This window comes from Micromonospora alfalfae (genome assembly GCF_022230925.1).
GTDB classification, from domain to species: domain Bacteria; phylum Actinomycetota; class Actinomycetes; order Mycobacteriales; family Micromonosporaceae; genus Micromonospora; species Micromonospora alfalfae.
Genome location: NZ_JAKKFH010000013.1, coordinates 46523 through 67912, shown reverse-complemented (window position 1 = coordinate 67912; position 21390 = coordinate 46523). Strand labels below are relative to the sequence as shown.

Sequence of the window (21390 nt, the reverse complement as noted above, 5' to 3'; positions counted from 1 at the left end):
GAACCCCAACCGGGGCTTTCCGTACCGCGTCCCTGCCGCTCTCGCGCCGGGCACTTTTACTACGTTACCTCACCGTCTTCGCCGTGTCAAACCGTGTGTCCCGGTCTGTCATGCTTCGTACGGGTCAGCGCCGGCGCACTCACGCAGCGGCGAACCGCTGCGTCAGGTCGTCGGATTCAGCAGACCGGCCGCTGCGGTTTCCCGCAGTCTCGCCCGGTTCCCTGCCGGTCGTGAACCTTACCCGGTCGGCTTCGCCGCACCAAATCCGCCTCGCGGCCGATCCGGCGAGCCCCGCCCGGACCGCGTCTCCCAGGAGCGAACCCCTGCTTGACCCGGTTGCCATCCCGTTTCGGTGCTCTAGGACCTTCGTCCCGTTTGCCCCGTTCCGCGCTGGCAGAGAGAAAGTTACGCGTCTGCGGGTTTGATCGTCAAATCCACGGGTAGCGGCGCGCGTCACATTCGCTCGTCCGAACAGTTTCCCCAGGTCAGAACCGTTGGCCGACGACTAGGGCTCGGAGACTGCCCGCAGGAGGGGTACCGACCGGCCTGATCCGCAGCAGCGGCGTGGGCGATCAGGACGGCTGCCGCCGCCGGGTGGCGAGCCAGGCCCGGACGCCGAGGACGCCCGCTGTGGTGCCGATTGCCAGGGACGCGGCGATTAGCAGCGCGTGCACCCACAGGAAGCTGGTGGCCGCGCCGTCCGCCACAGTGCCGGACGCCCAGGACCGCGGGTCCTGCCAGATGGCCACCGCGAACCTCGGCCAGATCACCCAGGTCCAGACGCCGACTCCGACCAGGAAGAGACTCCACCCTCGCGACAGCACCATGGCAGCCGAGTATGCCAGCGCACCTGCTCACCGGACCGGCGGCGCGGAATCGAACGCCCTGCCACACCTGGACAGGAGCTTGTTTCCGGCGTCAGCGGGGTGGGCACTGCGAAGGGGGACAGCTGAGGACCGTCCCCTGGAGGTGCCCCATGCAACCCTCGATCTTCAACCCCTGGGCCTGGCGTGATCCGTCCGCCCTGGCCGGCGGCTATACCCAGACCACCCCCTCGGTCACCCCTCCGGAGGGTCAGGAGGGTGGACACGACGGCCCGGATGCCCCCGGCCCGGGTACGCCCGTCGACCTGGTGGGTTATCAGGTGCAGGCGAGCGACGGGCGCATCGGCACCATCGACGAGACGAGCGATGAGGCGGACGCCGGGCACCTGGTGGTGGACACCGGGCCGTGGATCTTCGGCCAGAAGGTGCTGCTGCCGGCCGGGACGGTCGACCGGGTGGATCACCAGGAACGCGTCGTGCACGTCGACCGGACCCGCCAGCAGATCAAGGACGCGCCACCGTTCGATCCGGTTGCTGCCGACCAGGAGTACCGGGAGCGCGTCGGGGCCTACTACGCCGACAGCTACCTGCCCCCTCCCGGCGCCATCCCGCGGGTAATCTGAGGCAGTGGTTCGGACGGGCAGCTGCGCATCCGAGGCGGTCGACCTGGTCGACGGCCGCCTCCTCGGTGCCGTGCCCGAGATCCCGAGCAGCTCCGACGATGGCCGTGAGCAACTTCTGAACGTCCTCCGTGCCGGTGGTCTGCGGTTTCGCGCCGGCGCGCGATGGCGGGCGACTCGCTGAGTCGATCCCGCTGACCGAGCAGGGCTGAGTCAGCCCTGCTCGCCGCGCGCCCACGCGTGACCCACCTTCTCCAGACGAGAGGCACCACCATGTCCGTCGCACGAATGCTCACCGGCGACCGGCCCACCGGCCGCCTGCACCTCGGCCACTACGTCGGCAGCATCGCCAACCGGGTACGGCTGCACCGGAGCTACGAGAGCTTCTTCATCATCGCCGACCTGCACATGCTCACCACCCGCAACCGCCGGGAGGACATCGACCAGGTTTCCGGCAACGCCCGCGAGATGGTGACCGACATCCTCGCCGCCGGCGTCGACCCGGACCGGGCCACCTTCTACCTCCAGTCGGCCATCCCCGAGGTCGGCGACCTCAACACCCTCCTCCAGAACCTGGTGACCGTCCCCCGGCTGGAACGGGTGCCCTCGCTCAAGGACATGGCCCGCGACGCCGGCAAGGAGGAGATGACGTACGGGCTGCTGGGTTATCCGGTGCTCCAGGCCGCGGACATCCTCTGCGTCAAGGGGGAGGTGGTTCCGGTCGGCCGGGACAACGCCGCACACGTCGAGGTGACCAGGGAGATAGCCCGGCGGTTCAACCACCTGTACGGCCCCGTCTTCCCGGTGCCGGAGTTGATCCCGGCGGACACACCCAGCCTGGTGGGGACCGACGGCGCCGCCAAGATGAGCAAGAGCAGGGGCAACTCGATAGCGCTCTCCGACGACGCGCGGACGGTGCGTCGCAAGGTGCTCGGCATGTACACCGACCCGAACCGGGTGCGGGCCGACGTGCCGGGCACTGTGGAAGGCAACCCGGTCTTCGCGTACCACGAGGTCTTCAATCCGGACCGCGACGAGGTGGCCGACCTGGCCCGGCGGTACCGGGCCGGGCGGGTGGGTGACGTGGAGGTCAAGGAACGGCTGATCGTCGCGCTGGAGGGGTTCCTGGCGCCGATCCGGCAGCGCCGGGCCGAGATCGAAGCCGACCGGGGCCTGGTCGACCGACTGATCGTCGAGGGTACGGAGCGGACCCGCCAGGAGGTACGTCAGACGGTGCTCGAGGTACGCGGGGCGATGGGGCTGACCGGCGCGTACCAGCAGGTGCGGCGGCGGGCTGAGCGGAGCCGCCGCCGGACGGACGCCTCGACCTGAGGCCGGGCCGTCCGGCCGGCGGCGTGATCAGCGTGGCCCGTGGCTGGCCCGGCCAGCTCGACGGCACGGTCGCCGGCACGGTGCGAGCGCTGCGGGACCTGATGTTCGGCGGCACACCGCCGGCCGAGATGACGCAGAATGCGAGAATGGGGAGGAATCTCGGCATTCACCCGGTTCCGGCGGGGGTGACGCACCGGACCACGATGTTCGAGATCTTCTTCGATCTGGTCTTCGTCTTCGCACTCACCAGGGTCATCACGTTCATGGCGGGGTCGCCGAGCGCGGTCACCCTGGCGCAGGGGCTGCTCCTCCTGCTCCTCCTGCTGTACTCCTGGTCGCCGTACATCTGGGTCGGAAACCTGGTCCGGCCGGATGTCGGCCCGGTCCGCGCGGTCACCCTGGTCGCGATGGCGGCGATCTTCGTGGCCGCGCTGGTGTTGCCGGACGCCTGGCAGCAGAGTGCGCAACTGTTCGATGCGCCGTTGACTCTCGCCCTGGCCTACGTGGTCGGCCGGGCCGTGCAGCTCGTGATCTTGTTCTGGGCGAGCGTGACGAACCCTCCGCTGCGGTCGACGCTGCGGTTCTTCGCCGTGCCGGTGGTGCTGGGCTGGGTCCCGCTGATCATCGGTGCCCTGCTCGGCGGTGCAGCCCAGACGGCGCTCTGGACTGTCGCGTTTCTGCTGAACATCGGCGGCGCCCGGATCGCGTCCACCTTCCGGCCGTGGCAGTTGCGCAGCGTGGACCACTTCAGCGAGCGGTTCGGCCTGGTGCTCATCATCGCGCTGGGTGAGTCCCTGATCTCTGCCGGCGCAGGTCCGAGGGCGATGGCACCTGTCGGCTCCGCCCTGGTGGCCGCACTGCTCGGCCTCACCTGCACGGTCTGCCTGTGGTGGCTCTACTTCGATCGGCTGGCGTCCGCCGCCCGCGAGGCGGTCAGCAACGTGCCGGGTGAGCGACGGGCCCGCGTGGCCGGCGACGCGTACGGCCTCGCCCACTCCACCCTGATCATCGGCGCCATCTACGTCGCGCTCGGCATCGAGGAGGTGATCGCCCAGCTCACCGAGGAGTCCGCGCACCCGGGCCGGCTGGGCTGGGAGGCCGCTACCGCGCTCTACGGCGGTGCCGCCCTCTACCTGCTCAGCAGGTTGGTCTTCCGCAGGCTGACGGTTGGCGCGGTGTATCCGACGCAGATCGTCGCCGGGCTGCTGCCGCTGGCGGTGCTGCCCATCGGCAGATCCGTGCCGCCACTGGCGGCGCTCACAGTGCTGACCGCCCTTCTGGTCGGAGTGACCTGGTTCGAACGACGGCTGGACGGACGCGCCGAACGACCCGACCCGGCGCAACCGCGCCTCTCCTGAGCACAGCCGACACGGCCCGGCCAAAAAGATCTGCCACGCCGTGTCGATATCACCGACCCGCGTTCGTCGTCATGCTGTACGGCGACCCGCCGCACCGAGAGGAGCCGAAACGTGAAGTACATGCTGCTGTTCATGAGCCCAATGGTTGACGGGGAGGTCGTCGACAACGGGTGCAGCTTCGAGGACTGGATCCGCTACGACCGGGAGATGAAGGACGCCGGAGTCTGGGTCTCCGGACATCCCTTGCAGGACCTGACCACCTGCACCACGGTGCAGGTCAACCCGGACGGCGAGCGCACCATCACCGACGGGCCGTTCGCCGAGACCCGTGAGCTGCTCGGCGGGTACGACGTCATCGACGTGCCGGACCTCGACGCCGCGCTGGAGTGGGCGGCCCGCAGTCCCGGAGCCGTCGCTACCGGATCGGTTCAGGTCCGTCCGATCTTCGAGATCGACGCGCAGGTCTGACAGTGCAGGGCGAGGGGGCAGCCGTCGGGTCGTCGGTGGAGGCGGTGTTTCGGGAGGAACGCGGTCGGCTGCTCGCCTCGCTCGTGCGCCGCTTCGGCGACCTCGACCTGGCCGAGGAGGTCACCTCCGAGGCCATCGAGGCGGCGCTGACGCACTGGCCGGCCGACGGCGTCCCGAGCCGGCCGGGCGCCTGGCTGCTCACCACGGCTCGGCGTCGGGCCGTGGACCGGCTTCGGCGGGACCGGGTGCTGGCGATCCGGCTCGCCGTACTGCAGGCGGAGGCCGAGCGGGCCGATCACGCGCCACCCGCCGACGCGGACCGCGACCTGCCCGACGACCGGTTGGCGCTCTTCTTCACCTGTGCGCACCCGGCGCTGGCGGCGCAGGATCGCGGCGCGCTCACCCTGCGGTTCCTGGCCGGCCTCACCACCACCGAGGTCGCGCGGGCCTTTCTGGTGCCGCCCGCCACCATGGCCCAACGACTCGTCCGCGCCAAACGGAGGATCCGCGACGCGCGTATCCCGTTCCGGGTGCCGGGACCCGACGAGCTGCCCGGTCGTCTACCCACTGTGCTCCAGGCCGTCTACTCGGTCTTCACCGAGGGGTATGCGGCCAGCTCCGGCCCGGATCTGCAACGGATCGACCTGGCCGAGGAGGCCATCCGGCTCGGCCGGATCCTGCGCCGGCTGCTGCCGGCAGAGCGGGAGGTCGCCGGGCTGCTCGGTCTGATGCTGCTGGTCCACGCCCGGCGGGACGCGCGTACCGGGCCGGACGGCGCCATGATCCTTCTCGACGACCAGGATCGGAAACGCTGGGACCGTCAGATGATCGAGGAGGGGCGCGGGCTGGTGGTGGTCGCGCTGACCGGCCGAGCGCCCGGCCCGTACGGCGTGCAGGCCGCCATCGCCGCGCTCCACGACGAGGCCGCCGACGTGGCCAGCACCGACTGGCCGCAGGTGGTGGCACTCTACGACGTGCTGCTCGGTCTGGTGCCCTCACCGATCGTGGCGCTCAACCGGGCCGCCGCGGTGGCCATGCGGGACGGGCCGGCGGCGGGGCTCGCGCTACTCGACGAGTTGGCCGACGAGCCCCGGCTGCGCGGCTACCACCCCTATCCGGCGGCGCGGGCCGACCTGCTGCGCCGGCTCGGCCGGTACGACGAGGCCGCTGCCGCGTACCGCAGCGCGTTGACGCTGGTCGGCACCGAACCGGAGCGCGCGTACCTGCTCAGCCAGCTGAGAGCCGTCACCAGCGAGTGAGCTGTACCCTTCCCGGGTGAGTCTGCCGCTGCCTCCCGGACCGTTCGCCGCGTACCTGTTCGACTGCGACGGCACCATCGTCGACTCGATGCCGCTGCACTACCTGGCCTGGCAGCGGGCCCTGGCGGAGTGGGACTGCGAGTTCCCCGAGGACCTCTTCTACGCGTGGGGTGGACGGCCCACCGCCGACATCATCGTCGCGCTGAACGAGCAGCAGGGTCTTGCCATGCCGGTGGCGGCCGTCGTCGAGCGCCGGGAGATCTATTACCAGGAGTTGCTGCCGCAGCTCGCCGCCGTGCCCGAGGTGCTGGCGCACATCCACGACGCACACCGACGGGTCCCGTTCGCCGTCGTCTCGGGCAGCACCCGCGCGTCGGTCACCGCCTCCCTGGAGGCGCTCGGCCTGCTGGACCGGTTCGACGTGCTGGTCTGCGCCGACGACTACACCCGGGCCAAGCCCGACCCGCAGGCGTTCCTGCTCGCTGCGGAGCAGCTCGGCGTACCCCCGGAGTCCTGCCTGGTCTTCGAGGACACCGACCTGGGCATCCAGGCCGCGACGGCGGCCGGCATGGCTTCGGTACGCGTGCCGCAGCAGCGCACGCCCTGACGTCTCAGGCGACAGTCAGCAGGAGCTTGCCGGCGTAGGACGTCTGTAGGCGCTGGTGCGCGTCCCGCACCTTGCCCAGCGGGAACTTCTCCGCGACGTGCACGACGAACGGTCCGGCCTCGATGAGTTCGTTGAGGCGCTGCAACTGTCGAGGGCTCGATTCGCCGTCGTACGCCCGGACCATGACGCCCGGCCGCTCCTGCGGCTCCGGCCGCACCCCGTGGGCGAACGCGACCACACCGCCGTCGGCCAGCGCCTCGGTGAGCCGGTCCAGCGTCGCGCCGCCGGCCATCGCCAGGATGGCGTTCACCCCGCCCGGCGCGGCGTCCCGGATCCGGGTCAGCACGTCGGTCATGTCGCCGTGGCCGTCGAGGGACACGTCGGCGCCGAGCCTGGTCACCAGCGCGACGCCGTCCGCCCCGGACGCCACGGCGATCACGTTCAGCCCCTGCCGCTTCGCCAACTGCACGGCCAGGTGCCCCTGACCGCCGCTCGCACCGAAGATCAGCAGCCAGTCGCCGGCCGACAGGCTGATCGCGTCGAGTCCGGCCAGCGCGGTCAGCGCATCGGTGGGCATGGCTCCGGCGTGCTCGGCGGGCACACCGTCGGGCATCTTCGCCGCGTACTCCGCCTTGACCGACGCGTACTCGGCGTAGAAGCCACCCTTCGGACGGGTGGTGGCGGAGACGTAGACCAGGTCACCCACCACCAGACCGGTCACCTTGCTGCCGGCGGCGATGACCGTTCCGGCACCGTCGGAGCCGGGCACGATCGGGAGCGCCGAGCCCTCCGGCACCAGCACACCCTCACGCTCGTACGCGTCCCACACCCCGACGCCGGCGCTCAAGACCTTGATCAACACTTCGTCGTCGGCGACCTGCGGGATCGGCAGCTTCCGCAGGGTGATCACCTCCGGCCCGCCGAACTCGTCGAAGGCCGCGGCCTGCATCCGCTCTGGCACATCCCCGTCAACCATGTGGATTCCCTCTCCGTGCCGGCGTCACCGTCGCAGCATGCCGGCTCGGGAACGGGCGTGGCCCGGGGCCGAGCGTCGTTCACCCACAAGGACGAACGCCCGCGTCTGGTGGGCCCGGCCGGGCGTAACCGGGGTGGGCACGGGAATGGCCGCGTACCCGCCGGGCGCGAGCGCCGGCGCGTTCGACGTTGAGGCCGGGCGCGTCGCGCTGGCCGCAGGACCGACGGAAGGGGCATCGTGCACGCTCCGTCGACGCGGGCCACGGCCTGGCTCCTGGTGGCACTCGCCACGGCCTCCGGCTGCCTCGACGTGATCTGTCTGACCAAGCTCAACGGCTACTTCGCCAGCGTGATCACCGGCAACCTCGTGCACTTCGGCCACGCGCTCGCCACCGCCGACACCAGGTCGCTCGCCGGGGCGGTGGTGGCGGTTGGCGGGTACGCGGCGGGCGTGGCCGCTGCCACCGTGCCGTTGCGCCACACCCCGCCGGGTTGGAACCGCCGTACCGCTGTGGTGACGTCGGCCGAGGCGGTGCTGCTGCTCGGCTTCACTGTGGGCTGGTTCGCCTGCTCGGCACGTCCCGGGTACGGCTTCGGGCTCGTGCTGCTGGCGATGGCGGCCGTGTCGAGCGGCATCCAGAGCGTGATCACCGTGGCCGCTGGCGTACGGGGTGCGTCGACCACCTACCTGACCGGCTCGCTGACCGAGTTGGTCAGGCGTCGCGTCGTCGACCCGCACCGGTTCGCCGACGTGGGTGGCGTCGGCCGGCTGGCGGGGCTGGTGGTCGGCGCCGTGCTCGGCACCGTGGTGCTGCGTACGGCCCCGACCTGGGCATCCGTGCCGGCGGCGGTGCTGGTGATAGCCGTGATCGCGCTCGCGATCGGCCTGACCCAGCGGGTGGGAACCGCCGCCGGCCAAAGCCAGCCGAGGTGAGCGGAGCCGCGGTCAGGAGGTCTGCGGCTCCGGGCCCCGAAGCGCCTGCTCGACGGCGTCGCGTACGCGGGCGTCCTCGCGCGCCTTGCTCTGCGCCCGGTTGCGGCGTCGGTACAGGTACCCCCCGACGAGCACGGCGATCAGCACGACGAGCACCAGCACCAGCATCCAGGGCAGGGCCCAGCCGTGCGCGGTGACCTCGACCGGCTTGAGCGAGGTGGTGGAGCCCGAGGCGTCGGTGAGCAGGGGTGTCACTGTCGCCGTCGCGGCCAGCGAGATGGTGGGAGCCACCCCGTGTACGGGCACCGTCACGTCCCAGCTCTCACCCGGAAGCAGTTCCGGCGGCGCGGCGACGTCCTCGGCCCGCACCCGCAGCAGGCCGAACGGGCCCGAGACGGTGACCGCCTGCTTGCCGGACAGAGCCGCGTTGCCGACGTTGTGGACCTTGTAGGTGATGGTGGCGTCACCCTTGCTGAACGGGTTGGTCGGCCCGGCGTACGTGACGTGGAGGTTCTCGATCGCGAGGTTGGGCTTCAGCTCACCGCCCACCCGCAACTTGATCCGGATACCGAGGCGCCGGTCGACGTTGATCCCCTCAGCCTGGTCGGCCTGCGTCAGCGTGGTGAGGATGCCACCGACGTAATCCCCGGGCGTGGCGTTCTCCGGAACGTTGACGGCGAAGGGGACCTGGGCGGTCTTTCCGGGCTGGATCACCACGCTGCCGGCGTTCGGCTTCACCCAGGCGCCGATCGCGATCGACTTCTTGTCCTTGGTGAGCAGGTCGAGCTGGCCGGCGTCGGTGGTGAAGCCGTCGGCCGCGTACACGGAGAGGGTCAGCGGTGCCGGGCCGCGGTTGGCCACCACCATGGCGTCCTCGACGGCGCCGCCCGGGTTGACGTTGTAGCTGTAGCTGGACCGGGCCTCGCCGTAGCCGTTGGAGGCCGTCCGGACCGTCCAGGCGACGTTACCGTCCGCCGCCAGGGCGGGGCCGGCGCCGACACCGACGGCCGCGACGACGGCGAGCAGGGACAGTGCGGTGGTACGAAGGGCTGTCTTCCAGCGCGTTACGGACGGTTGCATCTCAAGTCCTTGTGGTGATCTTGGTAGTGGGTGAACCGGTGGCGGGGTAGGCCCCGAAGGTGCCTACCCCGCCGAATGGAACAGTCCGGTCAGCTGCTCAAGGCAGTGATCGTGAGGGTGGTGCGGTAGCTGCCCTTCGCGATGCTGTCCGGGATCTTCAGGTCCAGGTCAGCGCCGAGCTTGGCGCCACCACGCGGGTGACCCTGCGCGGCTGCGGCGAGCGCGCTGGAGACTGAGAGGCCCTTGCCCTGGTCGTCGAGGGACGACAGGACCGGGGCGCCGGCCTCGGCGCCCGCGCCGGCGTCGAGCACGTACGGGTTCCAACCGAGGTAGGAGCCGGAGAACTTCTTGTCGGCGTCGGAGAAGTCGCCGACGTTGGCCGAGATCGACCACGGGGCGAGCGACCGGCGGCTGTCGGACACGAGGATCGGGTTGATCTTGCCGTTGGCCTGGAAGTAGGTGCCGTTGCGCTCCTGCGCGGTACCCAGGTCGACGAGGCCGTTGTAGCCGTCGATCGTCCAGCCGAACTCGCCCGGAGCCGGGTTCGGCACGTTGACCTGGATGGCCTGGCCGTCACCGTGGAACGGGTGCACCGTCACGTTGTCGACGATCGAGCCGACCGGCTGACCGTCAGGGGTGTTGACGCAGGAGAGGCCCTTCTCGACGGCCGCGTTCGGCGCGGCGCAGGTGCCGCTGCGAACGTTCGCGAGAACCAGCTTGTCGCCGCGAACCTGCACCTTGACGTAGCTGCGCACGTGCTCCTGGTTCTGCACGGAGTTGTACCAGTACTTGTTCGGGTCCAGCGGGTCCGGGCCGTTGCCACGGATGCCGGTGCCGGTGGTGTCCGGCTTCTTGATGTCGTAGTACTTCGAGCCGGAGGCCGAGTTGGCTGTCACGTAGATGACGCCGCCCGGGCCGGGGAACACGTCGGCAGCACCCGGCTGCTCGGCCGGGTTCTCCTTCTGGCCGTTCTTGATGGAGTAGCTGCGGGTGTAGCTGTGGTCGTGGCCCTGCAGGACCATGTCGACGCCGAGGTTGGAGAACGCGGTGGTGAAGTCTTCCCGCCGCTGCTTGTTGTCGGTGTCGGTCGCGTGGCTGGCCGGCGAGTAGATGGAGTGGTGGTAGACCAGCACCTTCCACTTGGCCTCGGAGCCGTGCTTGTTGATGACGTCGGTGACGTACGCGACGTGCGCCGCGTCGCCGCCGGCCGAGCCGTCCGCCGGGTTGACGTAGCTGTTGCTGTTCAGGTCGATGAACAGCACATCCTTGTGGATGAACCAGTAGTCGCCGCCGGACCGGGTCGCCTGGTCCCCGTTGTAGTACTGGGACGAACGGTCGGTGTTCGGGGTGAAGTGGTGCTGCTCGTAGGACTTGCCGCCGACGTCGTGGTTGCCGATGGTCGCGACGAGGGGAATCTGACGCAGCTGCTCGGGGGCCAGGAACGAGGTCCACTGACCCTCGTCGTTGGCGCTCTCGACGTGGTCGCCGGCGGAGACGAGCAGCTCGGCGTTCGGGTTGGCCGCGGTGGCGACCTTCAGGGTGTCCTCCCAGCCGGCCTGGTCCTTCAGCCGGTCCCCGGAGGAGCCGATCTGCGGGTCGCCGAAGAACAGGAAGTCGTAGTCGCCCTCGAAGTCCTGCGTCTTGAAGGCGTACGCCGGGGACCAGCTGCCCTCGGCGCCGACCCGGTACGAGTACGCCGTCTTCTCACGCAGGTTGCTGATCGTGGCGTGCCGGTTGAAGCCGGTGGTCGAGGTGTTCGCGGCACCGACGGCGTCGAAGCTGACCGCGCCGGCCGGGAACTCGCCGTTGACGATCTCGGCGGTCGGGGCGAGCTGGATCTTCTGCGCGGTGTCGGCGGAGGAGTACCAGCTCACGATGCGCTGGGTCTCGTTGGCGCCGACGCCGAGGACCACACCGGTGATCGTGGTGGACTCGGCCGCGCTCGCGGTGGCCATCAGGCCACTGCCGAGGGCCGCGCCCATTCCGAGGAAACCGGCTGCGACCCCGGCGACCAGGCGCCGCCGCACGAGCGCGGAGGCCCGTGTCGAGGTGCTCAATGTCATCGACATTGTTCCCTTTTCAAATAGAGAAATGGATTGTGCCTTCACCCGACGCTGGGGAAGCAGTTCCACGGTTTCGTCGCCCGATGAACCGATCATGAACGTGATCTTGCGAAAGACTGCACTTCACGAACTACTTAGCCCTGCTCATGATCCAGAAATGCGCTGCACAAACCAGATCAACCCCATAATGGACACCCCCGCAGAAACGGCCCCGGTCGCCCAGAGGCCGGCTTTCGGCGCACGACGGCGCAGCACGAACAGCAGCGGAAAGACGAGAGCGATAATCGTCAACTGAACGACCTCGATGCCGACGTTGAACACCAGCAACGACCACAGCAGGGTCCACGACCACGCCTCGTCGATACCCAACGCGCCCGCGAATCCGAGGCCGTGCACGAGGCCGAAGCAGAACACCACGCCGAGGCGGATCCAGCCGGCCTGATCCAGGCCGAAGTGGCCGCGCCCGGCCGTCTCCAGGTCGGTCGCGTGCTCACCGCGCCGCCAGATGCCCCACAGGTGCCAACCGGCGACGACGGCGATCGACAACGCGATGATCGGCTCCACGATCGCCCCCGGCACCTCGACCAGGCCGAGCGCGGCGAGCAGGAACGTCACCGAGTGCGCCAGTGTGAAGCTGGTGGCCGCGAGCACGATCTCCCGAAGCCGCCGAGACCCGGCGATGAGCGCCAGCAGGAACAGGATGTGGTCGATCCCGGTCAGCAGATGCTCGGCACCCAGGAGGAAGAACTCGCCGAACCGCTCGTACCAGGCCTGTGCGGTCGAGAAGGACGTGTTGGCGGCGTCCAGCGCCGCACTGCCCGAACGGCCGTCGATCTCGTAGGTGACGATCGTCTTCGTGCCCTTGACGTAGCCCTCGCCATCGGGAAAGAGGCCACTGCGCACCACGTGCTCGTCGACCCGCTCCGGGCAGGTCCAGTCGAGCAGCAGGTTCGCGTACGGCACGCCCTCGCGCTCACCGATCGTCGCGTCACCCACCTGCGTCGGCAGGCAGGCCGCACCCCGGGAACTCACCGCGAACCGGTCGGAGACGTACCGGAGAACCGCCGACGCGTGACCCTTCAGTGCGGCGGCCTGGGCGGCGGTGTCGCCCGCCTCGAACGCGGCGGTTCCCGCCCGGAAGAGCGGGTCGTCGTCGCCGGCATCCGCGGCGGAGACGACGAGGAGGTCGTATTCGAGCTCCACGCCGGTCCGAATGTGACCCTCATCTCCCGCTGCAATTTTCGCGTACACAGTCGACGAGAAGCCGTGCGCGGACGCCGGTGAGGTGCCCAGAAACGGAACAACCGCTGCGGCGAACCCGACAGCGGCGACGATAACGGTACGACGGATGCGGCCTGACATTCGACTCCCTCGGTTGGCCAGTGCACGTTGCATGTCGTGGGTGAACACCAACCCGCGCACCGACGAACCGCCGGAGAACAACTTCCCCGAACGACCGCCCACCGATTACCGGTGACCGGAATTGAGATAGGAATACGAAGAAGTACGTGCACTTTCCGCCACCACCCGGAGGACGATCACCTTGCGCCCCCCGCTTCGGGCCGTTGCCATGCTGGCCGCGACCGCCGCGCTGGTCACCGCCTGCAACTCCAGCGACGACTGGTCCGAGCCACGTCCGGCGCCCAGCGCCATCGGCACTCTCGGCAGCGGGTTCGTCGACCCCTCGACGAAGCCCGCGCCGGAGGCGACCATCACCCCGCAGCCCGGCTCGTGGGCCGACGTCCACCCGCCGAAGGACTACCGGGTCGTCCTGCTGACCAGCGGTGCGGACAACCCGACCAAGGCCCTCGTGACGGCGGTGAAGGAGTGGGCCGACGACGAGCACGTCGATCTGAGGACCATCGTCGTCGGCAATGCGCACGACGCCGTTCCCAGCATCGCCAAGGCGATGGAGATGGGCCCGGACCTCATCGTCAGCGCGGGCAACGACCTCATCGACGGGCTCGCGCTGGTCACCCCGAACCACCTGGACGAGAAGTTCCTCGTGGTCGGCGCAGAACTCGCCGAGCCCACCCACAACGTCACAGCTGTCGACTGGGACGGCGCGTCGTTCCGTGGCGAAGGGCTCGGGATGTCCTCGACGTACGACCCGAACTCGTTCACAGCGGACCGGTGCGCGGCGGCCATCCGGGCGGGCGTCGCCGCGGTCCTCAACGATCTGACCGGGCTCGTGGTCTGGCTCTGACGCTCGGGCTCCGCCGCACGGCCGCGCGGCCCGGTGCGGAGGCTGCGCACCTCCGCACCGGGCCTGCGGGTCACCCTGTCGAACAGGTGGGAGTCATCCCCGCACCGGTGCCGTTGCCCTGGTAACCGAACTCGGTCGACTGCCCGGCCGCGATGGAGCCGTTGTAGTCGACATTGGTGAACTGAACGGTCCCGGTGCTGCCGCTCCGGTTGGCGCTCCAGATGCTGGTGATGCTGGCACCCGACGGCAGAGTCATGGTGACCGTCCAACCGTTCACTGGCGCGGTGCCGGCGCTCACCCGCACCGTGGCGACGAAACCGCCAGTCCACTGGTTGACCGACACCGTCGCCGCACAGCCACCACCGGTCGGCGGCGGCGTGGTCGGGGGCGGCGTGGTCGGCGGCGGCGTGGTCGGCGGCGGCGTGGTCGGCGGCGGGGTGGTCGGGCCGTCAGCCAGGACCGGGGTCGGCCAGTCCCGCCAGTCGGCCAGCCGGCCGAGCGCCTTGCTGGAAATCCGGATCACACCCGGCTCGTTGCCCGTCTTCAGCAGGAACTTGCGGATGTTGTTCTGCAACGGGGTACGCCACTCGGGGCGGTTGGCGCAGTGGCTGCCGTCCTGCACGTCGGACCAGTAGGTGATGTTGTCACCGGCGCCGAGCGCCTTGTAGACCTCGGCACCGCCGAGGGCCGCGACACTCGCCGACCGGGGGCCGAGGTTGGCGATGTGCGGGTTGTCCATGATGAACAGTCCGCGCGGCGCCACCATGGCGACCATCTCGTGGGTGTCCACCGGGAGCCGGTTCGGACTGCTGGTGAAGGAGCCGAACGCGTCACCCAGCCAGGGTTGCTCTCCGTACGCGCTGCTCAGGCTCTGCGCGCCCTCACCCGGGATACCCCGGAAGATGGGGACGCCAGCGCTGCCCGACTCGATCGGCATGGTCAGGGCGATGCGCTGGTCGAACACACCGATCGCGAAGGCACCCTTGCCATAACGGGAGCAACCGGTGACGCCCATCGCGTCCGCCTTGAGGATCCTGCCGTCGGACTGCTCGATGACGTCGATGATCCGGCTGACGCCCCACCCCCAGGCGGCGAGCAGCCCGGTGCTGCTCGATGCGCCGTAGATGCTGTAGAACGCGCCCTGCTTGTTGTTCCGGGGAGTGCCCTCGCGGCCAACTGCCAATGGGTCGTAGCTGATCACGGCAGCGCCGGCGGCCTTGATGGTGGCCGTGTCGGCGCCGAACCCGCCGACCACCACGACGGCCGGGAAGGGACCGGTGCCGCTCGGCAGGTCGACCCGCGCCGAGAAGCTGCTGCTCCTACCGTTGTGTGCCACGTTGACAGTGACGGTGCTGTTGGACACCGTCCCGGTGACCGTCGCGGGTTTGGCGGGCTTCTCGCCGAAGACGAACTTCTCGGCAAGCTCCTTGATCTCCGCCCGCCGGCAGCGCCAGTCGGACCTGGTGGTGATGGTCGTCCCGTTCAGCTTCTTGAAGGGATCGGGAAGCTTGGCGTTGGTGGGCAGCGAGCCCAGGTCAGGCAGACCGGACACGGCGCAGTCGACGCCCTCGTCCTCCACTGCCGCGGCCAGCGTGCCTGCTGCGGCTTGAGCATTGGTCGTTCGTGTCACTACCGATACCGATCCGGCGACAGTGAGCGCTGCCAGCGCCAGCACGACGACCAGGAACCGGGTTCTGGAACGGCCCGAGGGGATGGTCACTAGAGGTCTCCTTCCGAGGTGATGGTTACGGAAAGGGACGAAGCGAGATCGATGATCACGATTGCCAGCCACGTCAAGCCTGAGTCGGCTCATCGCTAAGTGTCAATGTTTTTCCGAAAGTTTCGGCCCTGGCGCATCGAAACCTTTCGACGCCAGCATCCGGCTCGACGGCCGGCATCAGGTTCGCCGCGCACCGACGGCACGATCATGGCCCGCTGGCGGGGCCGCTCACCTCGGCCCGCGGTCCAGGAACTCGTACGTGGTGGTCAGGCCCTCGGGCAGGTCGGGGACCAGCGCGTTGGTGCCGTCGACCACCTGGACGTAACGCTTGCCCTGGAAGATCGAGTAGCTGCCGTCCGGAACCTGATCGATCCGGAAGAGCTGCGTCGAGGCGGCGGCATCACACGCCCGGCCGCGCACGCTGCCCGGCGCGGCGTCGTGCACGACTGTCAGGCAGATCGCGTCGGCACCGGACGCCAGGAGGATCCGGTACCTGTCGCCCTCGGGACGCAGCACCCACAGCGCCCGATCGTCGATGCCCTGTTCGGTGGTGGCCCGCACCTGATCGCCGTCGCTGTCGATCGCCAACGCTGCCCCACGCATGCCGGGCAGCACGATCTGGACCTGCCGCCGTCCGCCGAGGATCTCCTGCGGTCCCGCCGAAGCGGTCGCGGAAGGGACCACTGGCGGTGCGGCCTGGGAGGCCGGACCGCCGCCAGGCGTCTCGACGGTGTCGCGCACCTGCACCACAGCGGTGCCGGCGGCGAGGGCCACCACGGCCAGTCCAACTGCACCGACGGCCGCCCGACGCCGCCGACGCCTGTCGCTGCGGTGCCGCAACGCCTGTGCCCCCGGCAGCGTGGTGACTCGCCGGACCTCGTCCACGATCGCGGTGAGATCGTCGCGCGGATCAGCCATGGGAGGTCTCCTCCTGGTGCGCATCGGTCAGCAACCCGGCCATCGCTCTCCGACCACGGGCGAGGTACGTCTTCACGGTTCCGACGGGGGCCTGCATCTCGGCTGCCACCTCCGCGACGCTGAGGTCGTTGAGATGGTGCAGCACGACAGCCCGCCGCTCGTTGGCGCTCAGCCGTTGCAGCGCCTGCAACAGCGCGACGTGGTCCTCGTTCAGCCCGGGCACGCCCTGGTCGACCGCTGCCCGGCGGTGCGCGCGTACCCGGTTGAACGCCTTGCGCCAGCTGCTCACAGCGATCCGGGAGGCCACCCGACGGACCCACGCCTCCGGACTGTCCGTCTCCCGCACCGTCGCCCATCGCTGCCAGGCCCGCATGAACGCCTCGGCGACGGCGTCCTCCGCCTCGGCGCGGTTGCCGGTGAGCGCGTACACGTGACCCACGACCCGACCCGCACAGGCCGCGTAGAGGGCGTCGAACTCTTCGGCGTCACGCATCCGACCGGTGCCCTCCCATGCCTCGTCCCCTGGTCACCGCCGCATGGAACTCGCCAGGGTGGACCGGTCACGTCGGCGCGGGGCGCGATTGTGGCCTCTGTCACATCACTGTGATCAACCTGACGACCCGGCCGGGCGTCATCGTGCCGACCCGGGAGACGCCCGTGGCGGAGAGGACGATGTGCGACGACGGCAACGACGCGCCCTGACAGCCGGCGTACTCGCGACAGCGCTGGTTGCGGCGGGCCTGATCGCCCAACCGGCGAACGCGCAGGAAACGCCGACGCCCACGGCCCCTGGCACCCACGGAACATTCACCCTGATCACCGGTGACCGGGTTTCGCTGGACGCGGCGGGACGACCACAGATCCAGCGCGGGCCGGGTCGGGCCGGAATGCGGTTCGTGAGCAGCCGGGAGGACGGTCACCAGTACGTCATCCCGGTGGACGCGATGCCGCTGGTGCGGGACGGACGGCTCGATCGACGCCTGTTCGACCTCAGCACGCTCGGCAAGTTCGGCTACGACGACCGGGCAGCCGAACTGCCGCTGCTGGTCGCGTACCCCGAGAACATGGCGGCGCGGGCACGGACCGCGACCACCGGGGGTGCCGGGCGGGTGCGGGCCGACCTCCCGGCCGCGCACGCGCTCGCGGTCCGGGCGGACCGGGACGACCGGGTGACCCTCTGGACGTCACTCACCCGAGGTACGCCGTCCGCGCGCACCCTCACCGCGGGGGTCACCCACATCTGGCTGGACGGTAAGCGCACTGTCTCCCTCGATCGCAGCGTGCCGCAGATCGGTGCCCCGGCGGCGTGGCAGGCCGGTTTCGACGGCACCGGCGTCACCGTCGGAGTGCTGGACACCGGGATCGACGCCAGCCACCCCGACTTCGCCGGCCACCTCGCCGAGGTCCGGGACTTCACCGGCGGCAACGACCCCGCCGACTCGGTCGGCCACGGCACCCACGTGGCGTCGACGATCGTCGGCAGCGGCGCCGCCTCCGAAGGCAGGTACCGCGGTGTGGCACCGGGGGCGAAGCTGCTCGTCGGCAAGGTCTGCGCCACCACCGAGTGCCAGGACTCGGACATCATCACCGGCATGCAGTGGCTCGCGCCGCAGACCCGGGTTGTCAACCTGAGCGTGGGCGGCGACGACGCACCCGGCCTCGACCCGCTGGAGACCGCGGTCCAGGAGCTGAGCCACCGGTACGGCACCCTCTTCGTTGTCGCGGCCGGTAACGAGGGGAAGCCGAAGTCGGTCTCCTCGCCGGCCTCCGCCGACGACGCTCTCGCCGTCGCCGCCGTGGACGCCGACGACCAGCGGGCCTACTTCTCCAGCCGGGGTCCGCGCGTCGGCGACAACCACATCAAGCCCGAGATCAGCGCGCCGGGCGTCGACATCGTGGCCGCCGCCCCCGGCGGCGACTACGCCACCATGTCGGGTACGTCGATGGCGACCCCGCACGTGGCCGGCACCGCAGCGATTCTCGCCGGGCAGCATCCGGACTGGACCGGCCCGCAGCTCAAGGCCGCCCTGATGGACTCGGCAAAGCCGACCGGCGAGGACACCATCTACGAGCAGGGCGCCGGCCGGGTGGACATCGCCCGCGCTGTCGCCCAGCCGGTCGCCGCCGACGTCGCCGCCATCGACTTTCCGGTGCAGCGTTGGCCGCACGCCGACGACAGCCCGATCACCCAGGTCGTCGGCTACCGCAACACGGGGACCGTGCCGGTCACACTGACGCTGGCCATCGCTCCGGCCCCGGCCGGCATGCTCACCGTCAGCCCGGCCACGCTTGTGGTGCCGGCCGGTGGCCGCGCCGAGGCGACGATCACGGTGGACACCAGGGTGGACGCCCCGGACGGCGTCTACCAGGGCGCGCTGACCGCTACCGCCCCCGGCGACCTGCGGGTACGGACGCCATTCGTGCTGAACCGTGAGATCGAGAGCTACGGCGTGCGGCTCAACCACACCGGACGCGACGGCAAGCCGGCCACCGAGTACACGACAGTGGCGGCGAACCTGGCCACCGGCGAGTTCAGCACCCTCCCCACCACACCGGGCGGCGGCGTCCTGCGGCTGCCCAAGGGGCGGTACGCGTTGTACAGCACCATCCACGAGGGTGGCGTGTCGACCCTGCTCGCGCAGCCGGTCCTCGACGTACGCGGCCCGGTCACCGAGGCTGTCGACGCCCGCAACGCCAAGCCTGTCGCGGTGACAGTGCCGCAGCGCGACGCCGCGCCGATCTCGATCAACGTGAGCGCCAACTGGGACGACGGCATGCGCTACCCGGGCGTCCAGCTCAGCGGAGTCTCCTTCACCGACGTCTTCTTCGGCCGACTCGGGCCCGCCGTCGCGGCACCCGAGTTCACCGCGACGCTGGGCGTCGGGCTCGCCCGACCGGGCAGGGACGGCACCTTCCGGAACAGCCCCTACACCTACGACCTGGCGTACGTCGCCAATGGCGACATGTTCACCGGCCTGACCAGGAAGCTGTCACCGAAGAACCTCGCCACGGTCAGGACGACCTACCGCAGCCAGTCCACGACGGCGACGGCCACCCGGTTCCACCGCGCGTCGGCGCCCGGAGGCGCGGGCCCGATCGGGTCGAACACGCCTGTCGACCTGCCGTTCAAGGGCACCGAGTACTACAACACCGACGGCGGCATCGTCTGGACGTCCACGTTCGTCGAGGGGGACAACCTCACGACGCAGGATTCGACCTTCAGGTCGGGGCGTACGTACACCCAGACCTGGAACGCGGCCCCCTTCGGGCCCTCCGTGACCCAGGCGCCGACCCTGTCACCCCTGGGGTACGCGGGCCGCGACGGCGACACCATCTCGATCGCGTCGGTGCCCCTGTTCGGCGACGCGACCGGTCGCCCCGCGAGCCGTGACGACCAGCCGGTGCGGTTCCGGCTGCTGCGCGACGGTAAGGAGATCGGCACCTCGGACAGCCCGTGGGCCGAGTTCGCGGTGCCCGCCGGGAAGGCCACCTACCGGCTGGAGGCGACGGCCACCCGCAGCGCACCGGACACCCTGTCGACGTCGGTCTCGGTGGCCTGGACCTTCACCTCGGCGCACACCACGTCGCCGGAGCGGGTGCCTCTGACCACGGCTCGCGCGACGCCAGTGCTCGACGACAGCAACACGGCACGGGCCGGCCGGGTCATGAAGATCCCGGTGGCGCTGGATCGGCAGGCCGGCTCGAAGGCCGCACCCAACCGGATGCTCGCCGTGTCCGCGTCGTTCGACGACGGCCGGACGTGGGTCGCCTTGCCGGTGATCCGGAACGTCGCGCTGATCAGTCATCCGCGACGGGCCGGATTCGTCTCGCTGCGACTGACCGCCACCGACACCGCCGGCAACACCGTCACGCAGACGATCCAGCGGGCCTACCGGATCGCCTGACGCATTGCCCGGTCCGGGGTGGCGGCTGCTGGAGCCGCCACCCCGGACCGGACCTCGGTGCCTCGGTGCCTCGACGCCTCAGGCGGTGAGGGCGCCGTCGATGGCGATGGACGCGCCGCTGATGAAGGTGGCCTCGTCGCTGAGCAGGAACGCGGTGAGCGCGGCGACCTCGTCGGAGGTGCCGGCTCGTCCGGTCGGCTGCGCCGACAGGTGGCGCTCGGCGATCTCCGGGGCCTGGCTGACCACGCCCTGCCAGAGCGGGGTGTCGATCAGACCGGTGACCAGGGCGTTGACCCGCACACCGGAGCGCGCCACGTCCAGAGCCGCCGAGCGCGTCAGACCGATGACCCCGTGCTTCGCCGCGTTGTAGGCGGCCTGGGTCCCGTCGCCCTTCACGCCGGAGACCGAGGCGTTGTTGACGACCGCGCCACCGCCGGAGGCGATGATCGCCGGCAGCTCGTACTTGAGGCCGTAGAAGACGCTTGTCAGGTTGAGGGCGAGCGACCGGTGCCAGTTGTCGCTGTCGGTCTCGCGCACGCTGGCCATCGGGCCACCGCCGGCGTTGTTGAACGCGCCGTCCAGCCGCCCGTACTCCGTCACGGCGGCGTCGACGAGCCGCGCCATGTCCTCTTCGACAGTCACGTCGGTGGGCACGAAGAGGGCGCTGCCGCCCGCGTTCCTGATCCGCGCGGCGACCTCCTCGCCCCGGTCCTTGTCCCGGGCGCCGATGACGACGCGGGCCCCTTCCGTGGCCGCCCGCTGGGCGAACGCCAGGCCCATGCCCTGCGTGCCACCGGTCACGATCAGCACCTTTGCTTCCAACCGTCCAGACATCTCGTCTCACATCCACTTCGACTGGTGAGCCGCCACGGGGGGCCCGTGGGGCTCTTCGTGAGACGGAACGCTAGCCTTTTCTGGAACGTTCGACAAAGTAACGGCACTCACAGGTGACGCCTCTGCCGGCCCTGTTTCCTCCCGATTTGTCGGCTCTAGCCGACAAATCCGGCCGTAAGGACCGGTGAGTCACCTCGCGGCGGCCCTGTAATCGCCGGCACATTCTTTGGCGACCGTTCCACAACGTGGTTAACGTTGGGCGAGTCGCTCGAATCCTCACAAAACTC

18 protein-coding genes are annotated in these 21390 nt (G+C 70.1%); 9 read left to right on the top strand and 9 right to left on the bottom strand.

Features of this window, described 5'->3' with window-relative positions:
* Positions 1–572 precede the first annotated feature (572 nt).
* A complete protein-coding gene (locus MED01_RS13775; protein ID WP_196920212.1) occupies positions 573–827 on the bottom strand; it encodes an SCO4848 family membrane protein in 255 nt (84 codons plus the stop codon).
* A gap of 149 nt (positions 828–976) precedes the next feature.
* On the opposite strand from MED01_RS13775, the gene MED01_RS13770 reads away from it, so the two are divergent.
* The 6 genes from MED01_RS13770 (at position 977) to MED01_RS13745 (ending at position 6468) form a co-directional block, all read left to right on the top strand.
* Complete coding sequence (locus MED01_RS13770) at positions 977–1447, top strand: PRC-barrel domain-containing protein (RefSeq protein WP_238668963.1); 471 nt, start codon at positions 977–979, stop codon at positions 1445–1447.
* A 270-nt stretch (positions 1448–1717) separates the two neighbouring features.
* Positions 1718–2776, top strand: coding sequence for a tryptophan--tRNA ligase (gene trpS / locus MED01_RS13765; protein ID WP_238668962.1), 1059 nt, complete (start codon positions 1718–1720; stop codon positions 2774–2776).
* Between the two features lie 23 nt (positions 2777–2799).
* Positions 2800–4134 (top strand): low temperature requirement protein A, encoded by a 1335-nt coding sequence (locus MED01_RS13760; protein ID WP_238668961.1) that lies wholly within the window; start codon positions 2800–2802, stop codon positions 4132–4134.
* Between the two features lie 120 nt (positions 4135–4254).
* A complete protein-coding gene (locus MED01_RS13755; RefSeq protein ID WP_238668966.1) occupies positions 4255–4602 on the top strand; it encodes a YciI family protein in 348 nt (115 codons plus the stop codon).
* 2 nt (positions 4603–4604) lie between these two features.
* Entirely contained in the window at positions 4605–5861 is a 1257-nt protein-coding gene (locus MED01_RS13750) for an RNA polymerase sigma factor (protein WP_238668960.1), read from the top strand.
* 16 nt (positions 5862–5877) lie between these two features.
* Positions 5878–6468 (top strand): HAD family hydrolase, encoded by a 591-nt coding sequence (locus MED01_RS13745; RefSeq protein ID WP_238668959.1) that lies wholly within the window; start codon positions 5878–5880, stop codon positions 6466–6468.
* A 4-nt stretch (positions 6469–6472) separates the two neighbouring features.
* Here MED01_RS13745 and MED01_RS13740 read toward each other — a convergent pair whose 3' ends face one another.
* A complete protein-coding gene (locus tag MED01_RS13740) occupies positions 6473–7444 on the bottom strand; it encodes an NADP-dependent oxidoreductase (protein WP_238668958.1) in 972 nt (323 codons plus the stop codon).
* Between the two features lie 237 nt (positions 7445–7681).
* On the opposite strand from MED01_RS13740, the gene MED01_RS13735 reads away from it, so the two are divergent.
* The gene (locus MED01_RS13735) at positions 7682–8377 is read left to right on the top strand and encodes a YoaK family protein (RefSeq protein ID WP_238668957.1); all 696 of its coding nucleotides are present in this window, start codon (positions 7682–7684) and stop codon (positions 8375–8377) included.
* Between the two features lie 12 nt (positions 8378–8389).
* On the opposite strand, the gene MED01_RS13730 is transcribed toward MED01_RS13735, so the two are convergent.
* The 3 genes from MED01_RS13730 to MED01_RS13720 form a co-directional block, all read right to left on the bottom strand.
* The gene (locus MED01_RS13730; protein WP_238668956.1) at positions 8390–9457 is read right to left on the bottom strand and encodes a WxL protein peptidoglycan domain-containing protein; all 1068 of its coding nucleotides are present in this window, start codon (positions 9455–9457) and stop codon (positions 8390–8392) included.
* Positions 9458–9546: 89 nt separating this feature from the next.
* Positions 9547–11520 (bottom strand): purple acid phosphatase family protein, encoded by a 1974-nt coding sequence (locus MED01_RS13725; protein ID WP_238668955.1) that lies wholly within the window; start codon positions 11518–11520, stop codon positions 9547–9549.
* 144 nt (positions 11521–11664) lie between these two features.
* A complete protein-coding gene (locus tag MED01_RS13720) occupies positions 11665–12723 on the bottom strand; it encodes a HupE/UreJ family protein (protein ID WP_238668954.1) in 1059 nt (352 codons plus the stop codon).
* A 340-nt stretch (positions 12724–13063) separates the two neighbouring features.
* Here MED01_RS13720 and MED01_RS13715 point away from each other — a divergent pair, with 340 nt between their 5' ends.
* Positions 13064–13726 (top strand): type 1 periplasmic-binding domain-containing protein, encoded by a 663-nt coding sequence (locus MED01_RS13715; RefSeq protein ID WP_238668953.1) that lies wholly within the window; start codon positions 13064–13066, stop codon positions 13724–13726.
* 70 nt (positions 13727–13796) lie between these two features.
* Here the strand turns inward: MED01_RS13715 and MED01_RS13710 are convergent, their stop codons facing one another.
* From MED01_RS13710 to MED01_RS13700, 3 genes are all read right to left on the bottom strand, one after another.
* The gene (locus MED01_RS13710; protein ID WP_238668952.1) at positions 13797–15446 is read right to left on the bottom strand and encodes a glucuronyl esterase domain-containing protein; all 1650 of its coding nucleotides are present in this window, start codon (positions 15444–15446) and stop codon (positions 13797–13799) included.
* Positions 15447–15674: 228 nt separating this feature from the next.
* The gene (locus MED01_RS13705) at positions 15675–16364 is read right to left on the bottom strand and encodes an RICIN domain-containing protein (RefSeq protein WP_238668951.1); all 690 of its coding nucleotides are present in this window, start codon (positions 16362–16364) and stop codon (positions 15675–15677) included.
* Positions 16357–16857, bottom strand: a complete 501-nt coding sequence (locus MED01_RS13700; RefSeq protein ID WP_091396991.1) for a sigma-70 family RNA polymerase sigma factor — start codon at positions 16855–16857, stop codon at positions 16357–16359. The genes MED01_RS13705 and MED01_RS13700 overlap by 8 nt, the downstream gene beginning before the upstream one ends.
* 181 nt (positions 16858–17038) lie before the next feature.
* Between MED01_RS13700 and MED01_RS13695 the strand changes: the two genes are divergently transcribed.
* Entirely contained in the window at positions 17039–20269 is a 3231-nt protein-coding gene (locus MED01_RS13695; RefSeq protein ID WP_238668950.1) for a S8 family peptidase, read from the top strand.
* Between the two features lie 78 nt (positions 20270–20347).
* Here MED01_RS13695 and MED01_RS13690 read toward each other — a convergent pair whose 3' ends face one another.
* Positions 20348–21103, bottom strand: a complete 756-nt coding sequence (locus MED01_RS13690) for an SDR family NAD(P)-dependent oxidoreductase (RefSeq protein WP_238668949.1) — start codon at positions 21101–21103, stop codon at positions 20348–20350.
* Positions 21104–21390 lie beyond the last annotated feature (287 nt).

Coding starts and splice junctions, on each gene's coding strand:
- trpS (WP_238668962.1), top strand. CDS start 1,718: ATGTCCGTCGCACGAATGCTCACCGGCGACCGGCCCACCGGCCGCCTG.
- MED01_RS13740 (WP_238668958.1), bottom strand. CDS start 7,444: ATGGTTGACGGGGATGTGCCAGAGCGGATGCAGGCCGCGGCCTTCGAC.
- MED01_RS13700 (WP_091396991.1), bottom strand. CDS start 16,857: ATGCGTGACGCCGAAGAGTTCGACGCCCTCTACGCGGCCTGTGCGGGT.
- MED01_RS13770 (WP_238668963.1), top strand. CDS start 977: ATGCAACCCTCGATCTTCAACCCCTGGGCCTGGCGTGATCCGTCCGCC.
- MED01_RS13730 (WP_238668956.1), bottom strand. CDS start 9,457: ATGCAACCGTCCGTAACGCGCTGGAAGACAGCCCTTCGTACCACCGCA.
- MED01_RS13690 (WP_238668949.1), bottom strand. CDS start 21,103: ATGTCTGGACGGTTGGAAGCAAAGGTGCTGATCGTGACCGGTGGCACG.
- MED01_RS13755 (WP_238668966.1), top strand. CDS start 4,255: ATGCTGCTGTTCATGAGCCCAATGGTTGACGGGGAGGTCGTCGACAAC.
- MED01_RS13725 (WP_238668955.1), bottom strand. CDS start 11,520: ATGACATTGAGCACCTCGACACGGGCCTCCGCGCTCGTGCGGCGGCGC.
- MED01_RS13775 (WP_196920212.1), bottom strand. CDS start 827: ATGGTGCTGTCGCGAGGGTGGAGTCTCTTCCTGGTCGGAGTCGGCGTC.
- MED01_RS13705 (WP_238668951.1), bottom strand. CDS start 16,364: ATGGCTGATCCGCGCGACGATCTCACCGCGATCGTGGACGAGGTCCGG.